The organism is Sphaerimonospora thailandensis (genome assembly GCF_016863115.1).
Classification (GTDB): domain Bacteria; phylum Actinomycetota; class Actinomycetes; order Streptosporangiales; family Streptosporangiaceae; genus Sphaerimonospora; species Sphaerimonospora cavernae.
In genome coordinates this window covers 24,888-46,208 of the sequence record NZ_BOOG01000050.1, presented here as the reverse complement: position 1 = coordinate 46,208, position 21,321 = coordinate 24,888, and the positions used below count along the sequence as shown (strand labels likewise).

Sequence of the window (21,321 nt, the reverse complement as noted above, 5' to 3'; positions counted from 1 at the left end):
GTTCCGGTTTGTGCCTTTTATCGGAGGCGTTGCATCCTCGGGCGTGTTGCTTCGCCATCGATCATGACGTTGTTGCTGGAAAAACGCGAGTTTCGTAGCAACAACGTCATGATCGATTGATTGTCGATCGCTTGATCTTCTGAAGGAGTCCGCTGAACGGATCAGCGGGGCTTGTGATGGTGACACATGGTGATCGCTCGATGCCGCAATGCGCTCGGCCTGAATCCTTACCGCCGAGTCTTTCAGATCTACTTCCCGGGAGAAGTGGGTGAAGGGCTTGAGTCGCTGTACCTCTACTACGACGGAGAAGAGCTCGGCGATGTCACCCCACCGCATGAGCCAGGCGGATACATGAGCCTCCCTGATTACCGGTCTTTCGCGGCAGGACTGGAACCCGGTTACGACAGTGACCTTGAGCGGGAGGTGCATCTCATGTTCTGCATGATGGGCCGGATCACGGGGAGCTGATCACCACCCGACCCACCCGACAAGACGGTCTCAGCGCGACGTGAAGGCGGCGAGCGGGATGGGGAGCCAGCTGGGGCGGTTGCGGGACTCGTAGACGACCTCGTAGACCGCTTTGCTCAGCTCCAGCGCCCGCAGCAGGACGGCGTCGTCGCCGCGGATCCGGCCGCCGCCCTCGGAGTAGCCCGCCAGGAAGGCGGCCCGGTTGCGGGCGGACCACTCCAGGGCCCGGCCCTCCAGCGACTCGGCCTCCGGATGGTCGGCCAGCAGGTGCCGGGCGGCGTAGTCGAACGACCGCAGCATCCCGGCGACGTCACGCAGTGGTGAGTCGAGGGCGCGGCGCTCGGCCAGCGGCTGGCCCGGCTCGCCCTCGAAGTCCAGCACCACCCAGTCGACCAGGGTGCGCATCACCTGACCGAGGTGGTAGTCGCCGTGCACCCGCTGGACGGGCACGCTGTGCCTGAGCTCCGCCAGTCGGTCGAACGCGTGGCCCGCGACGTCCGCGTGCGCGCCGAGCGCCGGCACCTCGGCGACCGCCCGGTCCAGGCGCCGGCGGAGCAGCTCGGTCATCTGTTTGATGTCGGACGGCTCGATCGTCCCCGTCGGGAACGCCTCGGCGAGCTGGCGGTGGACCTCGGCCGTGGCCGTACCGAGCCGGAAGGCCTCGGCGGCGAAATCACCGCCGGCCTCCTCAGCCGGCATGCCCTCCGGGCTCGCGTAGAGATCCCGGACGCTGGTCAGCGCCATCGTCCAGCCGTCGCCCGCGTTCGACAGGAACTCCTGCATGATCGCCAGCGTGGTCGGCTCGCCGTCCAGCCCGGTCTCGATCCAGCCGTACGGCCTGGCCACGTGGGCCGAACCCGCGGTGGCCAGGCCGGTGACGATCTCCAGCTCCGGGTTCACTCCCGCGGTGAGCTGGCGGAACAGCTTGAGGATGTACTTGTCGCCGTAGACCAGCGACGTGTTGGACTGCTCGGCCGTCAGCACCAGGCTCCGCTGCGAGGCGTCGATCTCCGTGTCCGGCACGTGATGGAAGGCGAGATCTCCCACCCGCAGTCCGGCCGCCATGCCCTCCAGCAGATCGGTGGTGAGCGAGGCGTCGTGGGCGGCGTCATAGACGTACCGCTCGCCGTCGTCGGCCCAGTGGCAGTTTCCGATCAGGACGTGCCTCAGCCGGTCGGGCAGCTCGGTGCGCAGACCGGCCAGCAGCTGGTAGCGCGTCCGCCGGTTCGCCTGCCGTACGGACACGATCAGGTGGACCAGCCCCGGGTCGCCTGAGCGGATCTCGGTCAGGGAGTCGATGGACAGGTCGTCGATGGCGTGGCCCTTGCCGGCGAACCACCGCTGCTCGGTGAGCCAGCCGGCGAGAAGCCCATGCAGTGCAGTCGTCATTCCTCCTTCGAGCCGGCCGCCCTCTGGGTCGCGGGCAGGGTGAACCAGTAGAACCCATGCCCGGGAAGCGTCAAAAGATACGGAAGCTCGCCGATCGGCGGGAAGGGAACTCCACCCATGCATTCCACCGGCGTGGCGCCCTCGAACCTGCGCAGGTCGAGCTCCACCGGCTGGGGGAAGCGGGAAAGGTTGTTGACGCACAGCACCCGGTCGTCGCCCAGTTCGCGGACGAAGGCGAGCACGCTGGGGTTGGAGGAGTTCAGCTCGGTGAACTCGCCGAGGCCGAACACCGGGTGGCGCTTGCGGATTTCGATCATCCGCTTGGTGAAGTGGAGGAGCGAGCCGCCGTGCTTCTGCTGCGCCTCGACGTTGATCGCCTGATAGCCGTAGATCGGGTCCATGATCACCGGCAGGTAGATGCGGCCGGGATCACAGGTGGAGAAGCCGGCGTTGCGGTCCGGGGTCCACTGCATCGGCGTGCGGACCCCGTCGCGGTCGCCCAGCCAGATGTTGTCGCCCATGCCGATCTCATCGCCGTAGTACAGCACGGGCGAGCCGGGCAGGCTGAGCAGCAGCGCCGTGAACAGCTCGATCTGGTTGCGGTCGTTGTCGAGGAGCGGCGCCAGGCGGCGGCGGATGCCGACGTTCGCCCGCATCCGCGGGTCCTTGGCGTATTCGGAGTACATGTAGTCGCGCTCTTCGTCGGTCACCATCTCGAGCGTGAGCTCGTCGTGGTTCCGCAGGAAGATGCCCCACTGGCAGTTCTCGGGGATCTTGGGCGTCTGGGCCAGGATCTCCGAGATCGGGTAGCGCGACTCGCGTCGTACGGCCATGAAGATGCGCGGCATCAGCGGGAAGTGGAACGCCATGTGGCACTCGTCGCCGCCGGTGACCGGGTCGCCGAAGTACTCGACCACGTCGGCGGGCCACTGGTTGGCCTCCGCCAGCAGGACCCGGTCCGGATAGAGCCGGTCCACGTCGGCCCGGACCTTCTTGAGGTAGGCGTGGGTCTGCGGCAGGTTCTCGCAGTTGGTCTCCTCCTGCTCGAACAGGTAGGGGATGGCGTCGAGCCGGAACCCGTCGATGCCGAGGTCGAGCCAGAACCGGATGACCTCCATCATCGCGTCCTGCACGTCCGGGTTCTCGTAGTTGAGGTCCGGCTGGTGGTGGAAGAAGCGGTGCCAGTAGTACTGGCCGCGGACCGGGTCGTACGTCCAGTTGGACGACTCGGTGTCGATGAAGATGATCCGGGCGTCCGGGTACTCCTCGTCGGTGTCGCTCCAGACGTAGAAGTCGCCGTACGGGCCGTCGGGGTCGGAGCGCGAGGCCTGGAACCACGGGTGCTGGTCACTTGTGTGGTTCATGACGAGGTCGGCGATCACTCGGATGCCGCGCTTGTGCGCCTCGTCGACCAACCGGATGAAGTCCGCCAGGTCGCCGAACTCCGGGAGGATCTTCATATAGTCGGAAATATCGTACCCGCCGTCTCGGAGGGGCGACTCGTACAGCGGCAGCAGCCAGAGGCAGTCGACGCCCAGCCACTGGAGGTAGTCGAGCTTGTCGATCAGCCCGCGGATGTCGCCGGTGCCGTCCCCGTTGGAGTCGGCGAAACCGCGGATCAGCACCTCGTAGAAGACGGCTCTCTTGAACCAGTACTGATCCCGCGGCTTCTCATGGGTGAAGGTGTTCGGGACGGGCTGGCTGTGGCTTGGTTGAGGTGTCGAGCTCACCTGTGGACTCCCCAGAATGTGCAGGGCCGCGCTCACGGGCGATGGGCTCACCCTTGGCGAAGCGTGAAAACGTGTGCGGGATTGATGTGCGGGTCGAGGCGCACGTAGTTGACCTGCCCCCAGCGGTACGACTCGCCCGACAGTTGGTCGTCCACGACGAACTCGGCTTGCCAGTCGAGACCGAGGGCGGGCATGTCCAGCCGGACCGTCGCCTCGCGAGTGTTGTGCGGATCCAGATTGACGACGGCCAGCATGACATCGCCTAGCCCGTGCCTTCGTGTGGCCGTGTCATAGGCGCCGGACAGTCGCTTTGAGAAGCAGATCAGGTCCGGCTGGTCGACGTTGTGGAACCGTAGGTTACGCAATTCCTGGAGTGCCGGGTGGGCTCTTCGCAACAAATTGAGCCGGGTAATGAATGGGGCAAGGCTCCGCCCCTCCCGCTCCGCTGCGGCCCAGTCACGCGGCTTATATTGATATTTCTCGCTATCGAGGTATTCCTCGCTACCTGGCCGTACTGGGGCGTTCTCGCCCAGTTCGTAACCAGAGTAGATGCCCCAGGCAGGTGACATGAGCGCGGCCAGCACGGCACGGATCTTGAAGGCCGGCATGCCTCCGTGCTGCAGGTACTCGTGCAGGATGTCGGGCGTGTTCACGAACAGGTTCGGCCGCAGGTAGTGCGAGGTCTCCCGGCTCAGCTCCGACAGGTAGTCCTCCAGCTCCGGCTTGGAGTTGCGCCAGGTGAAGTACGTGTACGACTGGTGGAAGCCGATCATCGCCAGCGTCCGCAGCATCGGCGGCCGGGTGAACGCCTCGGCCAGGAACAGCACGTCGGGGTCGGTCTCCTGGATGTCGGCCAGCAGCCGCTCCCAGAACGCGACCGGCTTGGTGTGCGGGTTGTCCACCCGGAAGATCCGTACGCCGTGGTCCATCCAGTGCCGGACCACCCGCCGCACCTCGGCGTAGATCCCCTCGGGGTCCTTGTCGAAATTCAGCGGGTAGATGTCCTGGTATTTCTTCGGCGGGTTCTCCGCGTACGCGATGCTGCCGTCGGCCCGGATGTTGAACCACTCCGGGTGATCCTTCACCCAGGGATGGTCGGGGGAACACTGCAGGGCGAGGTCGAGCGCGATCTCCATGCCGAGTTCACGGGCCCGCGCCACGAAGGCGTCGAAGTCCTCGATCGTGCCGAGATCGGGGTGGATCGCGTCATGCCCGCCATCCTCCGAGCCGATCGCCCAGGGCGACCCCGGGTCGTACGGCTCGGGCGTGAGCGTGTTGTTGCGTCCCTTGCGGAACTGGACGCCGATCGGGTGGACCGGGGGGAGATAGACGACGTCGAACCCCATCTGGGCGATGGCGGGCAGTCGCAGCTGCGCCGTCCGGAAATTTCCGGATGCGGGGGGAGTGTCCTTCTCGATCGCCGCGCCTTCGGAGCGCGGGAAGAACTCGTACCACGAGCCGAACAGCGCACGCCGCCGGTCCACCCGCACACGCATGCGGCCCGACCTGGTGAGCAGATCACGCAGGGGATGCGCCGCGATCAGCGCGGCGGTCTCCGGCAACTGCGCCACCGAGAACCGGGCACGCGGGTCGACGCCCTCGTCGCGCAGCCGCGCCGCGACCGTCAGCAGCGCGGCCCGGTGCCCGCACGCCCGGCCGCGCTCGGCTCCCTGTGCCGACTTCGACGGCGTTGACTTCGAGGGCGTTGTCTTCGACGCGGTTGACTTCGGCGGTGCGCCGGCCGGTACGGCGGGGCAGTCGGCGGGCCGTACGGCCTTGGCCGCCCGCTCGAACAGCCGCGCGCCCTCCTCGCACATGAGGTCGGCGTCGATGCCGCGCGGGATCTTGATGCCCGCGTCGTGCAGCCAGGTGGCGATGGGATCACCCCAGGCCTCGACGCGGAACTGCCACGGTCCTTCCGTCGGCAGCGACACCTCCACGCTCCACCGGTCGGTGCCGGGGGCTCCTTCGCGCATCGGCAGCAGGCGACCCGGTTTGCCGTCGGGGTCGATGAGCACGACGCACGCGGCCACCGCGTCGTGTCCCTCACGGAACACGATCGCGCTGATCTCGAAGGTCTCGCCGGCGGCCGCCTTGGCGGGCCGACGCCCGCAGTCCACGACGGGCTGGATGTCCTGGATGGGAATTCTTCCGATCATCGCCACTCAACTTAGGGACGGCACACCCGGTACCGCCGGATTTTCCGAAGCAAGCATGGATCTTTACTTGTGCAAGTTTCTCCGCTGGGCCCGTACGGGGGCGGCGTGAGCCGCGCAGCACGAACGGGCTCGGCGCCGGGCCCGTTCGTCTTCCTACAGGAGGTGCCCCAATAGTCCTCTGTTACCCCTGCCGACGAAAGACATCACCTGCTCGTGTGCGACGACGGCTTTGCCGACCACTCCGCGTTTGGGCCGCCCTTCTCGGGAGATCGATCATTACGGAGCCCGCCGTGCCATCGCGATGGGCATCATGTAGGCGAGTGTAGTTTGGTGTGGTTTGTGCCGGTTATTGGTGGTTAGGGCAGTTTGCAGGAAGGTCAGGGGGAGCCGGGGAGCATCATGTGGATCTTTTGGATTCACGGACGCGATCCAGCCGGCGGGCTTCCCCTGGGATGGACAAGAGTGTTTCGGTCGCGCGTCGTGGCGCTGAGTAACTAGGGTCTGGCCCCGTGAGAGCAATCCGCAGGTTCACCGTTCGCACCGTTCTTCCCGCCCCGCTCGCACCGCTCGGCGAGCTGGTCCGCAACCTCCGGTGGTCGTGGCATCCGGAGACGATGGACCTGTTCGCCGAGGTGGATCCCGAGGTCTGGGAGCGGGTCGAGCACGATCCCGTCGCCCTGCTCGGCGCCGTCGAGGCCGACCGGCTGCAGGAGCTCGCCCAGGACCGGCGCTTCCTGCGCAGGCTGGCGGACGCGGCCGACGATCTGCGCGAGTACATGAGCGCGCCGCGGTGGTACCAGTCGCTGGAAGGCGCGCCCGCCGCCATCGGCTACTTCTCCCCCGAGTACGGCATCGCCGCCGCCCTGCCGCAGTATTCCGGCGGCCTCGGCATCCTGGCCGGAGACCACCTGAAGGCGGCCAGCGACCTCGGCGTGCCCATCCTCGGCGTCGGCCTGCTCTACCGGCACGGCTACTTCACCCAGTCGCTGTCGGAGGAGGGCTGGCAGCTCGAGCACTACCCCTCGCTCGACCCGGGCGGGCTGCCGCTCACCCTGCTCAAGGAGGAGGACGGCACCCCCGCCAAGGTCGTCGTCGGCCTGCCGGGCTCCCGCATGCTGCACGCGCAGATCTGGGTGGCGCAGGTCGGCCGGGTGCCGCTGCTGCTGCTCGACTCCGACGTCGCCGAGAACGACACGGCGGCCCGGGACGTGACCGACCGGCTCTACGGCGGCGGCGGCGACCACCGGCTGATGCAGGAACTGCTGCTCGGCATCGGCGGCGTCCGCGCGCTGCGCGCCTACTGCCGGATCACCGGCCACCCCGAGCCCGAGGTGTTCCACACCAACGAGGGCCACGCCGGCTTCCTCGGCCTGGAGCGCATCCGCGAGCTCACCGAGGCCCGGCTGTCCTTCGAGGAGGCGATCGAGGCCGTCCGCGCGGGCACCGTCTTCACCACCCACACGCCCGTCCCCGCCGGGATCGACCGGTTCCCGATGGACATGATCGCCAGGCAGTTCGGCGGGGACAACGCGTGGCCGACCGTGAGCGTGGACCGGATCCTGGAGCTCGGCGCCGAGCCCGAGGGCCCCGACTCCGACAAGGCCGTCTTCAACATGGCCGTCATGGGCATGCGGCTGGCCCAGCGGGTCAACGGCGTGTCCGAGCTGCACGGCCACGTCAGCCGGGAGATGTTCCGCGGCCTGTGGCCGGGCTTCGACGTCGACGAGGTGCCGATCGGGTCGATCACGAACGGCGTGCACGCGCCCACCTGGGTCGGCCGCGAGATCATCGAGCTCGTGGGCGCCGAGGCGGGCCGGGAGGGCATGGAGGGCTGGGACCGCGTACGCAAGCTCCCCGACTCCGACATCTGGCGGATCCGCGGGGACCTGCGCGCCCGCCTGGTGGTCGAGGCGCGCAAGCGGCTCAGGCGGTCCTGGCGGCAGCGGGGCGCGGCCGAGGCCGAGCTGGGCTGGGTCGACGAGGCACTCGACCCCGAGGCGCTGACCATCGGCTTCGCCCGGCGCGTGCCGTCGTACAAGCGGCTCACGCTCATGCTCAGCGATCCCGAGCGGCTCAGGCGCCTGCTGCTCGACCCGGACAAGCCGGTGCAGATCGTGATCGCCGGAAAGTCCCACCCGGCCGACGAGGGCGGCAAGAAGCTCATCCAGCAGATCGTGCGGTTCGCCGACGAGGAGGACGTGCGGCACCGCATCGTGTTCCTGCCGGACTACGACATGGCCCTCGCGCAGTTCCTCGTGACCGGCTCCGACGTGTGGATGAACAACCCGCTGCGCCCGTTGGAGGCGTGCGGCACCTCCGGCATGAAGGCCGCGCTCAACGGCGGCCTCAACCTCTCCATCCGGGACGGCTGGTGGGACGAATGGTACGACGGCAACAACGGCTGGGCCATCCCCAGCGCCGACGGTGTCGACGACCCCGACCGGCGTGACGAGCTCGAGGCGGCCGCGCTGTACGACCTGATCGAGCGTGAGGTGGCCGACCGGTTCTACGACCGGGCCGCCGACGGGCTGCCGCGCCGGTGGCTGGAGATGGTCAAGCACACGCTGAGCTCGCTCGGGCCGAAGGTCCTCGCCGGGCGGATGCTCCGCGGGTACGTCATGGACCTGTACGCTCCCGCCGCCCGCTCGGCCCGCACGCTCGCCGGCGACGCGTACGAGCACGCGAAGCTGTTCGCCGCGTGGAAGCTGCGGGTCACCCGGGCCTGGCCGGGCGTGCGGGTCGAGCACGTCGAGGCCACCGGCATCGGGGACACCCCGGAACTGGGGGCGCGCCTGGAGGTGCGGGCGACGATCGCGCTGGGCGAGCTGTCCCCGGAGGACCTGCGGGTCCAGGCGGCCTACGGTCGGGTCGGCGTGCACGACGAGCTGATCGACCCCGATCACGTGACGCTGAAGCTGGAGGGGGTCGGCGACGACGGGCGGGCGCACTACACCGGTGTGGTGCCGCTGGACCGCACCGGCGCGTTCGGGTACACCGTCCGGGCCGTCCCGTTCCACGCGCTGATGGCGTCGCCCGCCGAGCTCGGGCTCATCGTCGTACCCGAGGAGCCGGTCGGGATGACCAACGGCACCCTGCGCTGAGCGCACCTGATCACCGTCCTAGGGTGGTGCCTGACGAAGAAGTCGAAGCGGCCGGCCGGTCGAACCGGTGGAAGGGTGATGGCGCATGGGTGAGTTCGTCAGCGTGGAGATCGCCGACCATATCGCCACCATCCGGGTGGACCGTCCGAAGCTGAACGCGCTGAACCGGCAGGTGCAGGAGGAGATCGCGGAGGCCGCGCGGCTGGTCGACGCGGACCCCGAGGTGCACGCCGTCATCATCTACGGCGGTGAGCGGTCGTTCGCCGCCGGGGCGGACATCAAGGAGATGGCCGGCATGTCGTACGCGGAGATGGCGGTCCGGTCGCGATCCCTGCAGGACTGCTTCACCGCGGTCGCCCGTGTCGGCAAGCCGGTCATCGCGGCGATCACCGGGTACGCCCTGGGCGGCGGCTGCGAGCTCGCCCTGTGCGCCGACTTCCGGGTGGCGGGGGAGAGCGCCAAGCTCGGTCAGCCAGAGATCACGCTGGGCATCATCCCGGGCGCCGGGGGGACCCAGCGCCTGCCCCGCCTCGTCGGCCCGGCCAAAGCGAAGGACCTGATCTTCACCGGCCGGCACGTGGACGCCGCCGAGGCCCTCGCCATCGGCCTGGTCGACCGGGTGGTGCCCGATGTCGAGGTCTACACGGCCGCCCTGGAGTTGGCCGCCACCTTCGCGCAGGGTCCGGTGGCGGCCGTACGGGCCGCCAAGCAGGCGATCGACCAGGGACTGGAGACCGACCTCGACACCGGCCTGGAGATCGAGCGGCTCCAGTTCTCCGGCCTGTTCGCGACCGATGACGCGCGGGAGGGCATGACCGCCTTCACCGAGAAGCGCCGCCCCAAATTCACCGGTCACTGACGGATCGCCTGGTCAGGTTGACCAGGACCGCCGCGAGGTGATCATTGCCGGGTTTGGTGCTCCCACCGCTGCGGCAGGAGCCATGCTTGCTACTTCAGAAGTAGTCATGAATAATGGTTCTGTGACTGCCACGGCAACCTTCTCAACGTTCCTTCGTTCACCGAGCAGCGTGATCGAAATGTTGGACGAGGGCGGCGACGTCGTGCTCCTGCGTCGTGACGGTGAGCCGTTGCGGCTGTCGAAGGCGCGCGAGGCCGAGCAAGAGGTGGACACCCTGCAGGCGCTTGCACAGCTCATCGCCGCCTCGCTTGATGACGAGGTATGCGACCGGCTGGCAGCCCGGCTGGGCGAGCCGTTCCCCTGGATCGGATTGCTGCCACCGCAGCGACAGCGCGAGTTCGTCGCCGAATTCCTGCGCACCGCGCGCGCCTGTGCCTCTGTCCGGCGGTTCGACCGTCTCACGAGCATGCTGCATGCGTGGAAGGCCACCGCGGAGGCGTATGCGGATCCGCATCTCACCCCGGACGGTTCCGACCTGGACTACTTGGACACGGAAGAGTCGGCCGACGACCCACGCACGACCTCATGACACGCGGAGAGCGAGTGGACCGGCCGCTCAAGCGGTCGGAGTACGAGATCGTGTTCATCACACGACAGGCTGAGAAGGGTTGGCGCGACTGCCTGGCCACGGCGCGGAACGCCGTCGTGGATGCATGGGAGCGGCTCACTACCGCACCGACGCGTGAGGACGAGCGGCTCTATCGATTGAAAGCGGACTACGCCACCGGCACATACAGCGGCCGCACCTACGACCGATACCAGTACAAGATCACAAACGGTGGGCGGCTGTGGTACTTCGTGGACGCGACTCCCACCGGCAAGGTCGTGGGGCGCGTCTTGCTTGAGCGCTGCGAGCCGGGACACCCCAAAGAGACAGAGCGCTGAGCGAAGCCGCACGACGAGGCGGGGCGCTGAGGGACTGCGCCAGTCCACCGAGCGCTACCGCGGGACGCCGGCCGCGGTGGCGGAAGCACTTGCACGCGCTCGGTGCGCTCGCCGACGGCATCGATGTCCGACGTGCTGTGGTTCTGCTTTGGCTGCAGCGGTTATTGCCAGCGGTGGAAATCATCGATCATGCAGATCGGCCCGTCTGGCGTTGACGCCTCGGCCAGCGTTAGAGCAGGACCTCAAGTGCGGTTCGCAATGCAGGCTCGGCATGCGGGAAGTTCCGGGCCATGCGTAGCAGTTGGGCGGGCTGAGTGCCGGGTAGGCGTAGCCAGCGTCGCAGCGCTTCATGGGCGAGGTCGCTGCCCTCGCGGTGGCGTAGCCGGAAGGCGTCGATAATGCACCGCTCTGCCGCGTAGATGCCGATCGAAATTTCCGCATCCAGCCGTAGTGTCTCCCTGCCGATGGAGAACGTGGCCGGGCTGAACAGGTGCCAGGCGACCGGGGCCTGCGTGCGCGGTCGACGTTGCCCCCGTGGCAGCGCGATGTCGATTGAGGCCGGTATCGCATCGGTCAGGTTGTGACGCGCCAGCGCACTTGTCAGGCACAGTGTCGCGTCCGGGGCGCGATAAGCGATCTCCAGCAGGTCGATGTCGACGTCGGCGGCGTCGCATCGCCGATAGAGGCCACGACCGAGAGACTCGATGAGCTGGCAGTCGCGAAGCCGATACAGCCGTCGGTTGGACAGCCCCTGCCTACGAGCGAAGCTGTAAGTGAAGGTAGCCGGAAGGTGTGCGAGATCGGTTCCGGTCATCGTCCCCCCCTTTCGCTTGGTTACAGCTGGTGGTTGAAATCGTACACAGATCCTTCCCAGCCTGTGTACGTTTTCTCTCGCAGCTGCTCGCCGATGAGCTGGACCTGGGCGGTCTCGCCTTCGGCTACGAGAATCGAGACGATGCCGTTCGCGAAGGCGGCCGAGTATCTTCGGGCGAGCGTCGAGTCGACCCGCTGGCTGGAGCACTGCTCCCCGCCGGCGATCGGGGAGATTCCCGAGCGGTGGCGCGAACGGGTCGAGGCGTACATGGTGGACTCGGTGGGGCTGATGAACGGGGATGCGGCCCGCCGGGTGGAGACATGGGGGATATAACGAGATGAAGATCTATCTATCGGTGGACATGGAGGGCGTCACCGGGCTCACCGACCCGGAGGAGATGCACGCGGGCGGCCGCGGCTACGAACGCGGCTGCGAGCTGATGACGGGGGACGCCAACGCGGTGATCCAGGGGGTGTTCGACGCGGGGGCGCAGGCCGTGCTCGTCAACGACGCCCACGGTTCGACCAAGAACCTCAGGATCGACCTGCTCGACGAGCGGGCCACGCTGATCAGGGGGCCGGGCAAGCCGCACCGCATGGGACAGGGACTGTCACGCGACTTCGCCGCCGCCTGCTTCGCCGGCTATCACGCCAGGGCGGGTGTACGGCACGGCGTGCTCAACCACACGTGGATGGGCAAGGAGATCCACAACGTCTACCTCAACGGCGAGATCTGCGGCGAGACCAGGTTGGTCGCCGGATTCGCCGGATCGCTGGGCGTACCGGTGGCGCTGGTCGCGGGTGACGAGGCGGTCTGCGAGGAGGCCCGGGATCTGCTCGGCGACGTCGAGGCCGTCGCGGTCAAGAAGGGCATCGACAGGTTCTCCGCCGAACTGCTGCCGCCGAGCGTGGCCCACCGCCAGATCAGGGACGGCGCCGCCCGGGCGCTCGATCGGCTGTCCGATTTCAAGCCTTATGTGGTGGCCCCGCCGTACACGCTGGGCGTCGAGTGGAGCTCCACGGCGACCGCCGCGGCCTGCGCGATCATCCCGGGCGTGCAGCAGGTCGGCCCACGGCACACCGAGTTCACGACGGACGACTACCACGACGTCATGGCGCTTTTCGGGATCTTCTCGATGATCGGCGGTCAGGTGGCGTGCGGCAGCGGCGCCTACGGCTGATCCGGGGCCGTCGAATCCGCCCATAAGGTGGTCACTCAGCTGCACGAACGTGTGATCAAGGAGGGCTGAATTGACTCTCGACTGGATGCCCGTCGCCGACGACCTCGACCTGCTCGCCGAGCCGGTGGCCAAGGCGATCACCGCCAAGGGCGTGGCCGCGCGGGTCGCCCCCATCGACGCCGAGCTCGCGGACACGGCCGCGTTCTGCGAACGGTACGGCGTGGCCCTGGAGGAGTCGGCGAACTGCGTCGTCGTCGCGGCCAAGCGGGGCGGCGAGACCCGCCATGCGGCCGTCGTGGTCCTCGCCACGCACCGGGCGGACATCAACGGGGTCATCCGCCGCCACCTGGGGGCCAAGAAGGCGTCGTTCGCCCCCCAGCCGGAGGCCGTCGCGCTGACCGGGATGGAGTACGGCGGCATCACTCCGATCGGGCTGCCCGAGGAGTGGCCGGTGCTCGTTGACCGAAATGTGATCGACCGGCCGTTCATCGTGATCGGCAGTGGCGTTCGCCGTTCCAAGCTGGCACTTTCCGGGGAGGAGTTGGTCAACGCGACGAACGCGGAGATCCTCGCCCTCACGCTCTGACCGCTCCTCGGGAAACCCCCCGTCACGCACCGTCCGTTCATCGCACCAGGGATGTGGCGCGTTGGTGCGCTCATGTGCGTTCTTTTAGTCGGTATGGTGCTTAGACAATGAATCAGGACGACCGGCTGGGACCGTACCGGCTGCTGCGGCGGCTCGGTGAGGGCGGCATGGGTGTGGTCCACCTGGCCCTCGACCCGCGCGGCAGGGAGGTGGCCGTAAAGGTCCTGCGCTCGGAGGTGACGGGGGACGACGTCGCACGCAGGCGGCTGTCGCGTGAGGTCGAGACGATGCGGCGGGTGCGCAGCCCGCACGTCGCGGAGGTCCTGGACGCCGACGTCACCGGCCTGCGGCCGTACATCGTGACGCGCTATGTGCCGGGACGGCCGCTCGACGAGATCGTCAAGCAGGATGGGCCGCTGGCTCTGGACGCCCTGCTCAAGGTGGCGGGCGGCGTCGCCGAGGCGCTGGCGGCCGTGCACGCGGCCGGGGTCGTCCACCGCGATCTCAAGCCGGGCAACGTGCTGATGTTGGACGGTCGCCCGGTGCTCATCGACTTCGGCATCTCCCAGGGCGCCGACGCCACCCGGCTGACCCAGACCGGGATGTTCATCGGCACCCCCGGCTACCTCGCCCCGGAGATCATCGAGGGGCACGAGGCAGGTCCGGAGGTCGACGTGCACGCCTGGGCCGGCACGCTGCTGTTCGCCGCGACCGGTCAGCCGCCGTTCGGCAAGGGCACGCTGGAGATGATTTTCTACAACATCACCTCCGGCCGGTCCAACGTGGCGGCGGCTCCGGAGCCGCTCCAGCCGATGCTGCGTGCGGCGTTCCAGCGCGATCCGGCGAGGCGGCCGAGCGCGGTGGAGCTGGCCAACTGGGTCGCCAGGCTGACACGGCCCACCGCCGATCGGCCCCGCGTGCCCGACGAGATCACCACCGTGCCGAACGTCGATGACACCGGCGGCCGGCCCACGCCCGGTCCCGGCACTTCAGGAGGCGGCACTTCCGGCGGAGGCACCGCCGGTCCGGGGCAGGGGGAGTTCGTCTCGTTGCTCGCGGACCCGCCCAGCCTCGACGGCACCTCTGCCCTCCGCGGCTCTCCGGCATCCCCGGTCTCTCCACCCTTCCCAGCCTCTCCGGTCTCCCCGGTCCCAGGCGGTGCGACGGCGCCCGGCGCCTGGGGTCAGGGGAACGGGCCTGAGATCATGGACACCCCCGTGTTCCGGGGCAACGCCGGGCGCGGGGGCGATCCCGCGCCCCCTCCTGCGCGCCCTCCCGGGCCCATCCAGCCCGGTCAGCCGGTCCAACCCGGGGCGGTCTCACCCGCGGCCCAGGGCGGTGACCCGTTCCCGACCGTGCGGGTGACCGGTGAGGATCTGCGCCGCGCAGGCATCGGGCCCGGCGGTCCAGTCCATGTGCAGCCGGCGGGCTCCCCGGAGGGGGACATCCCGACCAGGCGAGTCACCTCCGAAGAGTTACGCCAGGTGGTGCCGCAGGGCTTCCCGGATCAGCCGCAGAAGGGAGTCGACCGGACCCCGGAGATCTTCAAGCAGGGCTCGGAGATCTTCGAGCAGACCCCGCTCATCCCCCAGTCGAAGCAGGCCCCCTTCCTGCCCACCCTCCACGTGCCGCCGCCGACCGCGCCGCCCGGCATGTCCGGTCCTCCGATGCAGTCGCCGTACCAGCAGCCCTATCAGCAGCCCTATCAGCAGCACCAGGGGCCGTACCAGCAGCCGCCGCCGGGCGGCGTGGTGCTGCGGCACTCCAAGGCGTACGGCGTGGCCGCCGCGCTGCTGTTCGTGCTGATGATGGGCGCCGCGGTCATCGCGCCGCTCCTGGTGTGGGTGCTCACACTGCCGGTCGCCGTGCTGCTGCGGGCCGCCGACATGGCCCATTCGCGGCTCGACACCCGAAGGTTGGCCGGCGCCTCGCCCGCCGATCTGATCCGGGTGTTCGGCCGGCCGGACGCGATCATGAAGTCGGTCGGCGCCACGATCGCGCTGGTGCCGTACGGACTGGTCCTGGGCCTGCCGGTCACGGTGCTGCTGACCCTGCTGGTGCCGTCGGCATCGGTCCTCGCCGCGCTGAGCTGGGGGCTCGCGGTGGCACTGTGGACGGTGTGCGCCGGGCCCGGGGTGGAGGGGCCGCGCCGACAACTGCGGCGGACGCTCGCCTCCGTGGTTCCCGGAGACGGGGCGGCGCGGGGGGTGGCATGGGGGATCGCGGCCGCCGCCGCGGTGGTGGCGCTGGTCGCACTCGCAAGCCTGGTGGACAAGCAGACAGCGGGGCACTTCTGGGGGCCGGTGGACGTTCTGTCGGTAGTAGAACGCCTTCACGAACTGAGGATCCACATGGGGAACCAGTGACGGGGGACAACATGTCGGCTATCGAGGCTCCGGAGCGGATCGGCCCCTATCGGCTGCTGCGCCGGTTGGGCGAGGGCGGCATGGGGGTCGTCCATCTCGGGTTGGACGGCGAGGACCGCGAGGTCGCGGTCAAGGTCCTGCACCCGCATGTCGCCACCGACCTCAAGGCGCGCGACCGGCTCACCCGCGAGGTCGAGACCATGCGCCGGGTGCGCAGCAAGCGCGTCGCCGAGGTCTTCGACGCCGACCTGACCGGCGCCTCGCCGTACATCGTGACCAGGTACGCCCCCGGGCGGACGCTGGAGCAGGCCGTGCTGGAGGACGGACCGCTCGACGACGCGGGGATCATCAGGCTCGCCCGCGGGATGTGCGAGGCCCTGGTGGCCATCCACGCGGCCGACGTCATCCACCGCGACCTCAAGCCGGCGAACGTGATGCTGGTCGACGGCGAACCACTGGTGATCGACTTCGGTATCGCGCACCTGGTCAACGCCACCCGGCTGACGCAGACCGGGATGTTCGTCGGCACCCCCGGCTATCTCGCCCCGGAGATCATCCGAGACACCGAGATCACCCAGGCGGCCGATGTGCACGCGCTCGCGGCCACCGTGTTCTTCGCGGCGACCGGCCGGCCGCCGTTCGGATCCGGCACGTTCGAGTCGGTCTGCTACAACGTCCTCGAGGGCAAGGCACAGCTCGACCTCGCGCCCGCCTGGCTGCGGGAATGGCTCCGGCTGGCCCTGGCGAAGGACGACGCGGCCCGCCCAGCCGCCGCCTCGCTGCTCAAGCTGTCGCGGGCGCTCGACCCCTCGGTGACCGCGTTCCACGAGACCGGCGCGCGCGACGGCGGCACCCGGTTACTCGACGCGACGGCACTCAACGGGAGCGCCCCGAACGGTCAGGGATCCGCCTCCGGTCCGGACGAGAGCAGGGTCCCCGCCGACGCCGACGCCCCGTCGGGCGCCTCGTCGCGACCGGAGCGCACCGGTGTCCTGCCGGGCGGCAACGGATACGCCGACGACTACGCGGACCTGCTTCCCCCGGTCAACTACGTCGAGCAGGAGCGCACCCGCCGGGAGCCGCGGCACCGGCCCGCTTTCGCGCCGGCCCCCGAACCGACCGGGCCCGCGTACGGCCCGGCCCCCGGATACGTTCAGCCCGGATACGTCCAACCCGGGTACGGCCCGGCTCCCGGGTACGGGCAGCCGGGGTACGGCCCGCCGCCGGCTGTCTATCCGCCGCACCCCGACCAACTGGTCGCCGGCTATCCGCCACCACCTCAGGCGCCTCAGGCACCCCCTTACATGGCGGCGCCCCCGACCGCGCCTCCCATGACGTCCGTGCCACCACAGGCGGCCGCCCGGCCCACCGCGCCGCCGGCGGAGGCCGTGCCGTACGGGCGGGAATCGTCACGGCCGCGCTACCGTGCCGCGCACCCGGTCCTGGCCACGCTGCTCCTCGTCGTGCTCGTGGCCCTGGCATGCCTGCTGCCGGTGACCGTCAGCTTGTTCGCCATCGTGGCCGTGTTGTGCCTGCGCGTGGGGCATCACCTGTTCGGCGACCTCGCGGAACGCCGGTCGATCAGGGGCAGCAGCGGCGCGGACCCCCTGTTCGCGATCCTGGGCACGCCCTGGGCGCTGATCAGGTCGACACTGGCCACGCTCGTCCAGATCCCGCTCGCCGCGATGTTCGCGATGTGCGTGTGGGGCGGGCTCGTGTACATCGGGAAGATGAGCACCGATCCGGCCGCGGCCTACGCCGCCGGAGCGTTCGTCGCGGGGCTGTTCGTCCTGCCCGGCGGATCCGCGCCGCGCAAGGCGGTCTCCCGGACGCTCAGCTCGGCGATCCGCAGTCCCGGCGCCGGCATGGTGGTCGCGATCATCGTGGGCACCGTCGCGCTGTTCGCGGGCATGACGGCCATGTCGGCCGACGCCTCCTGGGTGCCGTGGCGGCCGCCCTCGGTGGCGATCGACCACGTCGTGGCCGATCTCAGACGCAGAGGCGAGGACACGGTCGTCAACCTCGTCGGCGGTCTCGTCGGCGACATCATGGACAGGATCGGCCTGGGTTTCCTCACCTTCTGGAACTGACCCGGCACCCGGAGGGCGCCGAGGGGGGAGCGGAGGAGCGGAATGGGTTCACCGGAACACCCGAGCTCTCACCAGCGGGGCTCCGACGGTGCCGACCACCACGGATCCGGCCACGGCTCCGATCACCGGGGCTCGGACCACCGGGACGGTGAACAGCCGGGCCGTTCGGAGGACTCCGGTCTCGAACCCGATCCCGCCCACCTGGGGCGATATCGCCTGCTCTCGGCGCTCGGCTCCGGCGGGTTCGGCGAGGTGCACCTGGCCCTCGACCCGGAGGGCCGCGCGGTCGCCGTGAAGATGCTCCACCCGCACATCGCCGCCGACTCCCGCGCGATCGCCCGCCTGGCCCGTGAGGTGGAGACCATGCGCCGGGTGCGTGGCCCGCACGTCGCCGAGATCCTCGACGCGTCCCTGACCGGCCCCCGGCCGTACATCGTCACCCGATATGTCCAGGGCCGTGCCCTCAGCGTCATCATGGCTGATGACGGGCCGGTCCAGGGGGACGATCTCGTACGGCTCGCGCGCGGGCTGGCCGAGGCGCTGGAGTGCGTCCACGCCGCGGAGATCGTGCACCGCGACCTCAAGCCCGCCAACGTCATCATCGCGGACGGTGAGCCGCACCTGATCGACTTCGGGATCGCCTGCGCGCTGGAGTCGGCGTCGGTCACGGCGTCGGGCGCGGTCGTCGGCACTCCCGGTTATCTGGCGCCCGAGGTGCTGGAGGGCTGGGCGGCCGGGCCGGAGGCCGACGTGTTCGCCTGGGCGGCGACGCTGGCCTTCGCCGCGACCGGGCGCCAGCCGTACGGGACGGGACCGGTGACGGCCGTCGCCTACCGGGTGGTCCACCACGAACCCGACCTTTCCGGTGTGCCGTCCTGGCTCGCCCCGCTGCTGGCCGAGTGCCTGAACAGGGACCCGGCCGCGCGGCCGACGGCGGCACGTCTCGTCTCCCGGCTCACGGCGACCGCGCCCGCCCTGTCCTCCGCTGCTTCCGCCCTCCCGGCTCCCGATCTGCCCGCGCCCACGAAGCCCGTCGGTGGGCTCCTTGGTGCGCGTGTGGCGCGTGGCGCCACGCCCACGAGGGAGTGGCGGCCTCCCCGGGGCAGGCGCCCGGACGGGCGCGCCGGTGCCGGGCAACCGGACGCGCGGGCGAAGCACCGGCAGAAGCTGCACCGGCGGTGGATCATCGGATCGGCCCTCGTCGTCGGACTGTTCGCCGCCGCGGCCTCGCGGAACCTCCCCGAGGTCTCCCTGCTCCTGCTCGTCCTGTACGGCATCGGCGTGCTGGTCGACGCCGCCTTCGGCCTGGCCGCCAAGGCGCGGGCCAGGCTGGTCGTCGACGCCGCGGGCGGCGTCGGCGTCGTCGCCGTCTACGCCCTGCTCAGCTCGCTGTTCAGCACGATGACGCTGCTCTTCGCCGTCGCCACCGTGGTGTTCCTGCTGATCACTCTCGTAGTCGCGAGCTGATCCCGTTCCCTGGGCACCTCCTGCGGCAAAGCTCAGGACGACCGCGTCGATCTGGTTCTGACCGTCTCAACCGACATCGATGTCGGCGACGTCAGTGTCGGCGACATCCATGTCGGTAAGGGTGTGACGAGCCGGGTTCGGGTGGGTAGGAGGGCCCCGGCAGGTCCGGAACATGCTTCGGTATCGTGAAGTCGCGACGGAGAAGTGTGGCTGAGCTACCGGCGGGTAACATAGCCTTGCTCCCATCTGGAAGTCGTACAGCCACGTGCGCGTACCCCACGGCACGTTTCGAAATCGCGGCGTCAGCCGTACGGAAAGGGGAGGTCGGCCACCGGCCATGAACATCGTCGTCTGCGTGAAGCAGGTCCCCGACACGGCGACCGAGCGCAAGCTGAGGTCCGATGACAAGACGCTCGACCGCGAGGCCGCCGACGGCGTCGTCAACGAGCTCGATGAATACGCGGTCGAGGAGGCGCTGAAGCTCAAGGAGGCCCACGGGGGCGAAGTGACGGTGCTCACCATGGGCCCGGGCAAGGCCACCGAGACCATCCGCAAGGTGCTCGCCATGGGCGCGGACAAGGCGGTCCACCTCAGCGATGACGCGCTGCACGGCTCGGACGCGCTGTCGACCTCCTACGCCATGGCGCAGGCGCTGAAGAAGATCGGCTTCGACCTGGTCGTCCTCGGCTCGGAGTCCACCGACGCCCGCACCGGCGTGCTCGCCGCGATGCTGGCCGAGCGGCTCGGCGTCCCGCAGCTCACCCTCGCCAACAAGGTCGAGGTGAACGGGTCGGCCATCGCCGTCCAGCGCCTCACCGACTATGGGTACGACAAGGTCGAGGCCTCGCTGCCGGCCGTCGTGTCCGTCGTCGAGAAGATCAACGAGCCGCGCTACCCCTCCTTCAAGGGCATCATGGCGGCCAAGAAGAAGCCGGTCGAGACGCTCGGCGTCGCCGACGCGGAGATCTCCGCCGACCAGGTGGGGCTGGCGAACGCGTGGAGCGAGGTCGTCGACTTCGCCGTCGCGCCGCCGCGTGCGGCCGGCACGGTTGTCAAGGACGAGGGCGACGGCGGCGCCAAGATCGCCGAGTTCCTCGCGTCGAAGAAGTTCGTGTGAGGGGCCCCGAAAATGAGTGAGATCCTGGTTCTCGTCGAGCATGTCGACGGTGACGTCAAGAAGGTCACCCTCGAACTGCTGACGCTGGCCCGTTCGCTGGGCACGCCGGCCGCCGTGTGGGCGGGGCCCGGCTACTCGGACGCCGCCAAGGCCAAGCTCGCTGAGCACGGCGCGGACAAGATCTATGTCGCGGACGCCGAGGAGATCATCGGCTATGTCGTGGCGCCCAAGGCGGAGTTGCTGGCCAAGCTGGTGGCGGACAAGGCCCCGGCCGGCGTTCTGATCGCGGCGACGGCTGAGGGCAAGGAGGTCGCGGGCCGTCTGGCGGTCAAGACCGACTCCGGTGTGATCACCGACGCCGTGGGCCTGGGTGAGGGCTTCGTCGCCGACCAGTCGATCTTCGGTGGTGGCGTCAACGTGCGCAGCCGGGTCACGAAGGGCACGCCGATCGTGGCGGTTCGTCCCAACTCCATCGCTCCGGTCGCCGCGGCAGGCGCCGGTGCCGAGGAGAAGGTGGAGGTCGCCCTGTCGGACGCCGCCCGCGCCGCGCGGATCGTGGAGCGGGTCAAGCAGGAGAAGGGCGCCCGTCCGGAGCTGACCGAGGCCGCGATCGTGGTCTCCGGCGGCCGCGGCGTGGGCTCCGGCGACAACTTCGCCATCATCGAGAAGCTCGCCGACTCCCTCGGCGCGGCGGTCGGCGCCTCCCGTGCGGCCACCGACGCCGGTTGGTACCCGCACCAGTTCCAGGTCGGGCAGACCGGCAAGACCGTGTCGCCGCAGCTCTACATCGCGAGCGGCATCTCCGGTGCCATCCAGCACCGGGCCGGCATGCAGACGTCCAAGACGATCGTGGTGATCAACAAGGACGCCGAGGCGCCGATCTTCGAGATCGCCGACTACGGCGTGGTGGGCGACCTCTTCCAGGTCGTTCCCCAGCTCACCGACGAGATCGAGAAGCGCAAGTAGCAGCTCTCCGTACGGCCCGGCTGCTGGGTTGCCGGGCTCATCAACGGGCTCATCAACGGGCTCGTCGACGGGCCGATCGAAACG

At 69.3% G+C, this 21,321-nt stretch carries 17 protein-coding genes; 13 read left to right on the top strand and 4 right to left on the bottom strand.

The genetic code is table 11. From position 1 onward, the window contains the following. Positions 1–186: 186 nt before the first annotated feature. Positions 187–468 carry a hypothetical protein gene (locus tag Mth01_RS23250; RefSeq protein ID WP_204018050.1) on the top strand — a complete coding sequence of 94 codons (282 nt, stop codon included), beginning with the start codon at positions 187–189 and terminating at the stop codon, positions 466–468. A 30-nt stretch (positions 469–498) separates the two neighbouring features. On the opposite strand, the gene Mth01_RS23245 is transcribed toward Mth01_RS23250, so the two are convergent. Genes Mth01_RS23245 through Mth01_RS23235 form a run of 3 tightly spaced genes read right to left on the bottom strand, consistent with a single transcriptional unit; the run spans position 499 to position 5,746 of the window. Beyond that, the gene (locus Mth01_RS23245; RefSeq protein WP_204018049.1) at positions 499–1,857 is read right to left on the bottom strand and encodes a maltokinase N-terminal cap-like domain-containing protein; all 1,359 of its coding nucleotides are present in this window, start codon (positions 1,855–1,857) and stop codon (positions 499–501) included. Continuing rightward, entirely contained in the window at positions 1,854–3,587 is a 1,734-nt protein-coding gene (treS, locus tag Mth01_RS23240; protein WP_204018048.1) for a maltose alpha-D-glucosyltransferase, read from the bottom strand. Before treS ends, Mth01_RS23245 begins: the two co-directional genes overlap by 4 nt. 47 nt (positions 3,588–3,634) lie before the next feature. After that, the gene (locus Mth01_RS23235) at positions 3,635–5,746 is read right to left on the bottom strand and encodes an alpha-1,4-glucan--maltose-1-phosphate maltosyltransferase (RefSeq protein WP_204018047.1); all 2,112 of its coding nucleotides are present in this window, start codon (positions 5,744–5,746) and stop codon (positions 3,635–3,637) included. A gap of 509 nt (positions 5,747–6,255) precedes the next feature. Here Mth01_RS23235 and glgP point away from each other — a divergent pair. The 4 genes from glgP (at position 6,256) to Mth01_RS23215 (ending at position 10,651) form a co-directional block, all read left to right on the top strand. Further along, entirely contained in the window at positions 6,256–8,847 is a 2,592-nt protein-coding gene (gene glgP / locus Mth01_RS23230; protein ID WP_204018046.1) for an alpha-glucan family phosphorylase, read from the top strand. 85 nt (positions 8,848–8,932) lie between these two features. Next, entirely contained in the window at positions 8,933–9,706 is a 774-nt protein-coding gene (locus Mth01_RS23225; protein WP_204018045.1) for an enoyl-CoA hydratase/isomerase family protein, read from the top strand. A gap of 178 nt (positions 9,707–9,884) precedes the next feature. After that, positions 9,885–10,295 (top strand): hypothetical protein, encoded by a 411-nt coding sequence (locus tag Mth01_RS23220; RefSeq protein ID WP_204018044.1) that lies wholly within the window; start codon positions 9,885–9,887, stop codon positions 10,293–10,295. Continuing rightward, positions 10,292–10,651, top strand: a complete 360-nt coding sequence (locus Mth01_RS23215; protein ID WP_204018043.1) for a hypothetical protein — start codon at positions 10,292–10,294, stop codon at positions 10,649–10,651. Before Mth01_RS23220 ends, Mth01_RS23215 begins: the two co-directional genes overlap by 4 nt. Before the next feature lie 229 nt (positions 10,652–10,880). Here the strand turns inward: Mth01_RS23215 and Mth01_RS23210 are convergent, their stop codons facing one another. Further along, positions 10,881–11,465, bottom strand: a complete 585-nt coding sequence (locus tag Mth01_RS23210; protein ID WP_204018042.1) for a type IV toxin-antitoxin system AbiEi family antitoxin domain-containing protein — start codon at positions 11,463–11,465, stop codon at positions 10,881–10,883. Between the two features lie 141 nt (positions 11,466–11,606). Between Mth01_RS23210 and Mth01_RS23205 the strand changes: the two genes are divergently transcribed. The 8 genes from Mth01_RS23205 to Mth01_RS23170 all read left to right on the top strand — a co-directional run bounded on the left by Mth01_RS23205 (position 11,607) and on the right by Mth01_RS23170 (position 21,237). Beyond that, complete coding sequence (locus Mth01_RS23205) at positions 11,607–11,798, top strand: DUF6395 domain-containing protein (RefSeq protein WP_204018041.1); 192 nt, start codon at positions 11,607–11,609, stop codon at positions 11,796–11,798. Between the two features lie 4 nt (positions 11,799–11,802). Continuing rightward, complete coding sequence (locus Mth01_RS23200) at positions 11,803–12,645, top strand: M55 family metallopeptidase (protein WP_204018040.1); 843 nt, start codon at positions 11,803–11,805, stop codon at positions 12,643–12,645. A 70-nt stretch (positions 12,646–12,715) separates the two neighbouring features. Then, entirely contained in the window at positions 12,716–13,231 is a 516-nt protein-coding gene (locus tag Mth01_RS23195) for a YbaK/EbsC family protein (protein ID WP_239089929.1), read from the top strand. A 107-nt stretch (positions 13,232–13,338) separates the two neighbouring features. Further along, on the top strand, positions 13,339–15,597 hold the full coding sequence (locus tag Mth01_RS30195; RefSeq protein ID WP_204018039.1) for a serine/threonine-protein kinase: 2,259 nt from the start codon (positions 13,339–13,341) through the stop codon (positions 15,595–15,597). 11 nt (positions 15,598–15,608) lie between these two features. Next, positions 15,609–17,687, top strand: coding sequence for a serine/threonine-protein kinase (locus Mth01_RS23185; protein ID WP_204018038.1), 2,079 nt, complete (start codon positions 15,609–15,611; stop codon positions 17,685–17,687). 42 nt (positions 17,688–17,729) lie between these two features. Next, the gene (locus Mth01_RS23180) at positions 17,730–19,154 is read left to right on the top strand and encodes a serine/threonine-protein kinase (RefSeq protein WP_204018037.1); all 1,425 of its coding nucleotides are present in this window, start codon (positions 17,730–17,732) and stop codon (positions 19,152–19,154) included. A gap of 337 nt (positions 19,155–19,491) precedes the next feature. Beyond that, positions 19,492–20,271: an electron transfer flavoprotein subunit beta/FixA family protein gene (locus Mth01_RS23175; protein ID WP_204018036.1), complete on the top strand. Its 780-nt coding sequence runs from the start codon at positions 19,492–19,494 to the stop codon at positions 20,269–20,271. A gap of 12 nt (positions 20,272–20,283) precedes the next feature. Beyond that, complete coding sequence (locus Mth01_RS23170; RefSeq protein WP_204018035.1) at positions 20,284–21,237, top strand: electron transfer flavoprotein subunit alpha/FixB family protein; 954 nt, start codon at positions 20,284–20,286, stop codon at positions 21,235–21,237. Positions 21,238–21,321 lie beyond the last annotated feature (84 nt).

Coding starts and splice junctions, on each gene's coding strand:
- Mth01_RS23250 (WP_204018050.1), top strand. CDS start 187: ATGGTGATCGCTCGATGCCGCAATGCGCTCGGCCTGAATCCTTACCGC.
- Mth01_RS23245 (WP_204018049.1), bottom strand. CDS start 1,857: ATGACGACTGCACTGCATGGGCTTCTCGCCGGCTGGCTCACCGAGCAG.
- Mth01_RS23235 (WP_204018047.1), bottom strand. CDS start 5,746: ATGATCGGAAGAATTCCCATCCAGGACATCCAGCCCGTCGTGGACTGC.
- Mth01_RS23225 (WP_204018045.1), top strand. CDS start 8,933: ATGGGTGAGTTCGTCAGCGTGGAGATCGCCGACCATATCGCCACCATC.
- Mth01_RS23220 (WP_204018044.1), top strand. CDS start 9,885: ATGTTGGACGAGGGCGGCGACGTCGTGCTCCTGCGTCGTGACGGTGAG.
- Mth01_RS23215 (WP_204018043.1), top strand. CDS start 10,292: ATGACACGCGGAGAGCGAGTGGACCGGCCGCTCAAGCGGTCGGAGTAC.
- Mth01_RS23210 (WP_204018042.1), bottom strand. CDS start 11,465: ATGACCGGAACCGATCTCGCACACCTTCCGGCTACCTTCACTTACAGC.
- Mth01_RS23205 (WP_204018041.1), top strand. CDS start 11,607: ATGCCGTTCGCGAAGGCGGCCGAGTATCTTCGGGCGAGCGTCGAGTCG.
- Mth01_RS23200 (WP_204018040.1), top strand. CDS start 11,803: ATGAAGATCTATCTATCGGTGGACATGGAGGGCGTCACCGGGCTCACC.
- Mth01_RS30195 (WP_204018039.1), top strand. CDS start 13,339: ATGAATCAGGACGACCGGCTGGGACCGTACCGGCTGCTGCGGCGGCTC.
- Mth01_RS23185 (WP_204018038.1), top strand. CDS start 15,609: ATGTCGGCTATCGAGGCTCCGGAGCGGATCGGCCCCTATCGGCTGCTG.
- Mth01_RS23180 (WP_204018037.1), top strand. CDS start 17,730: ATGGGTTCACCGGAACACCCGAGCTCTCACCAGCGGGGCTCCGACGGT.
- Mth01_RS23175 (WP_204018036.1), top strand. CDS start 19,492: ATGAACATCGTCGTCTGCGTGAAGCAGGTCCCCGACACGGCGACCGAG.
- Mth01_RS23170 (WP_204018035.1), top strand. CDS start 20,284: ATGAGTGAGATCCTGGTTCTCGTCGAGCATGTCGACGGTGACGTCAAG.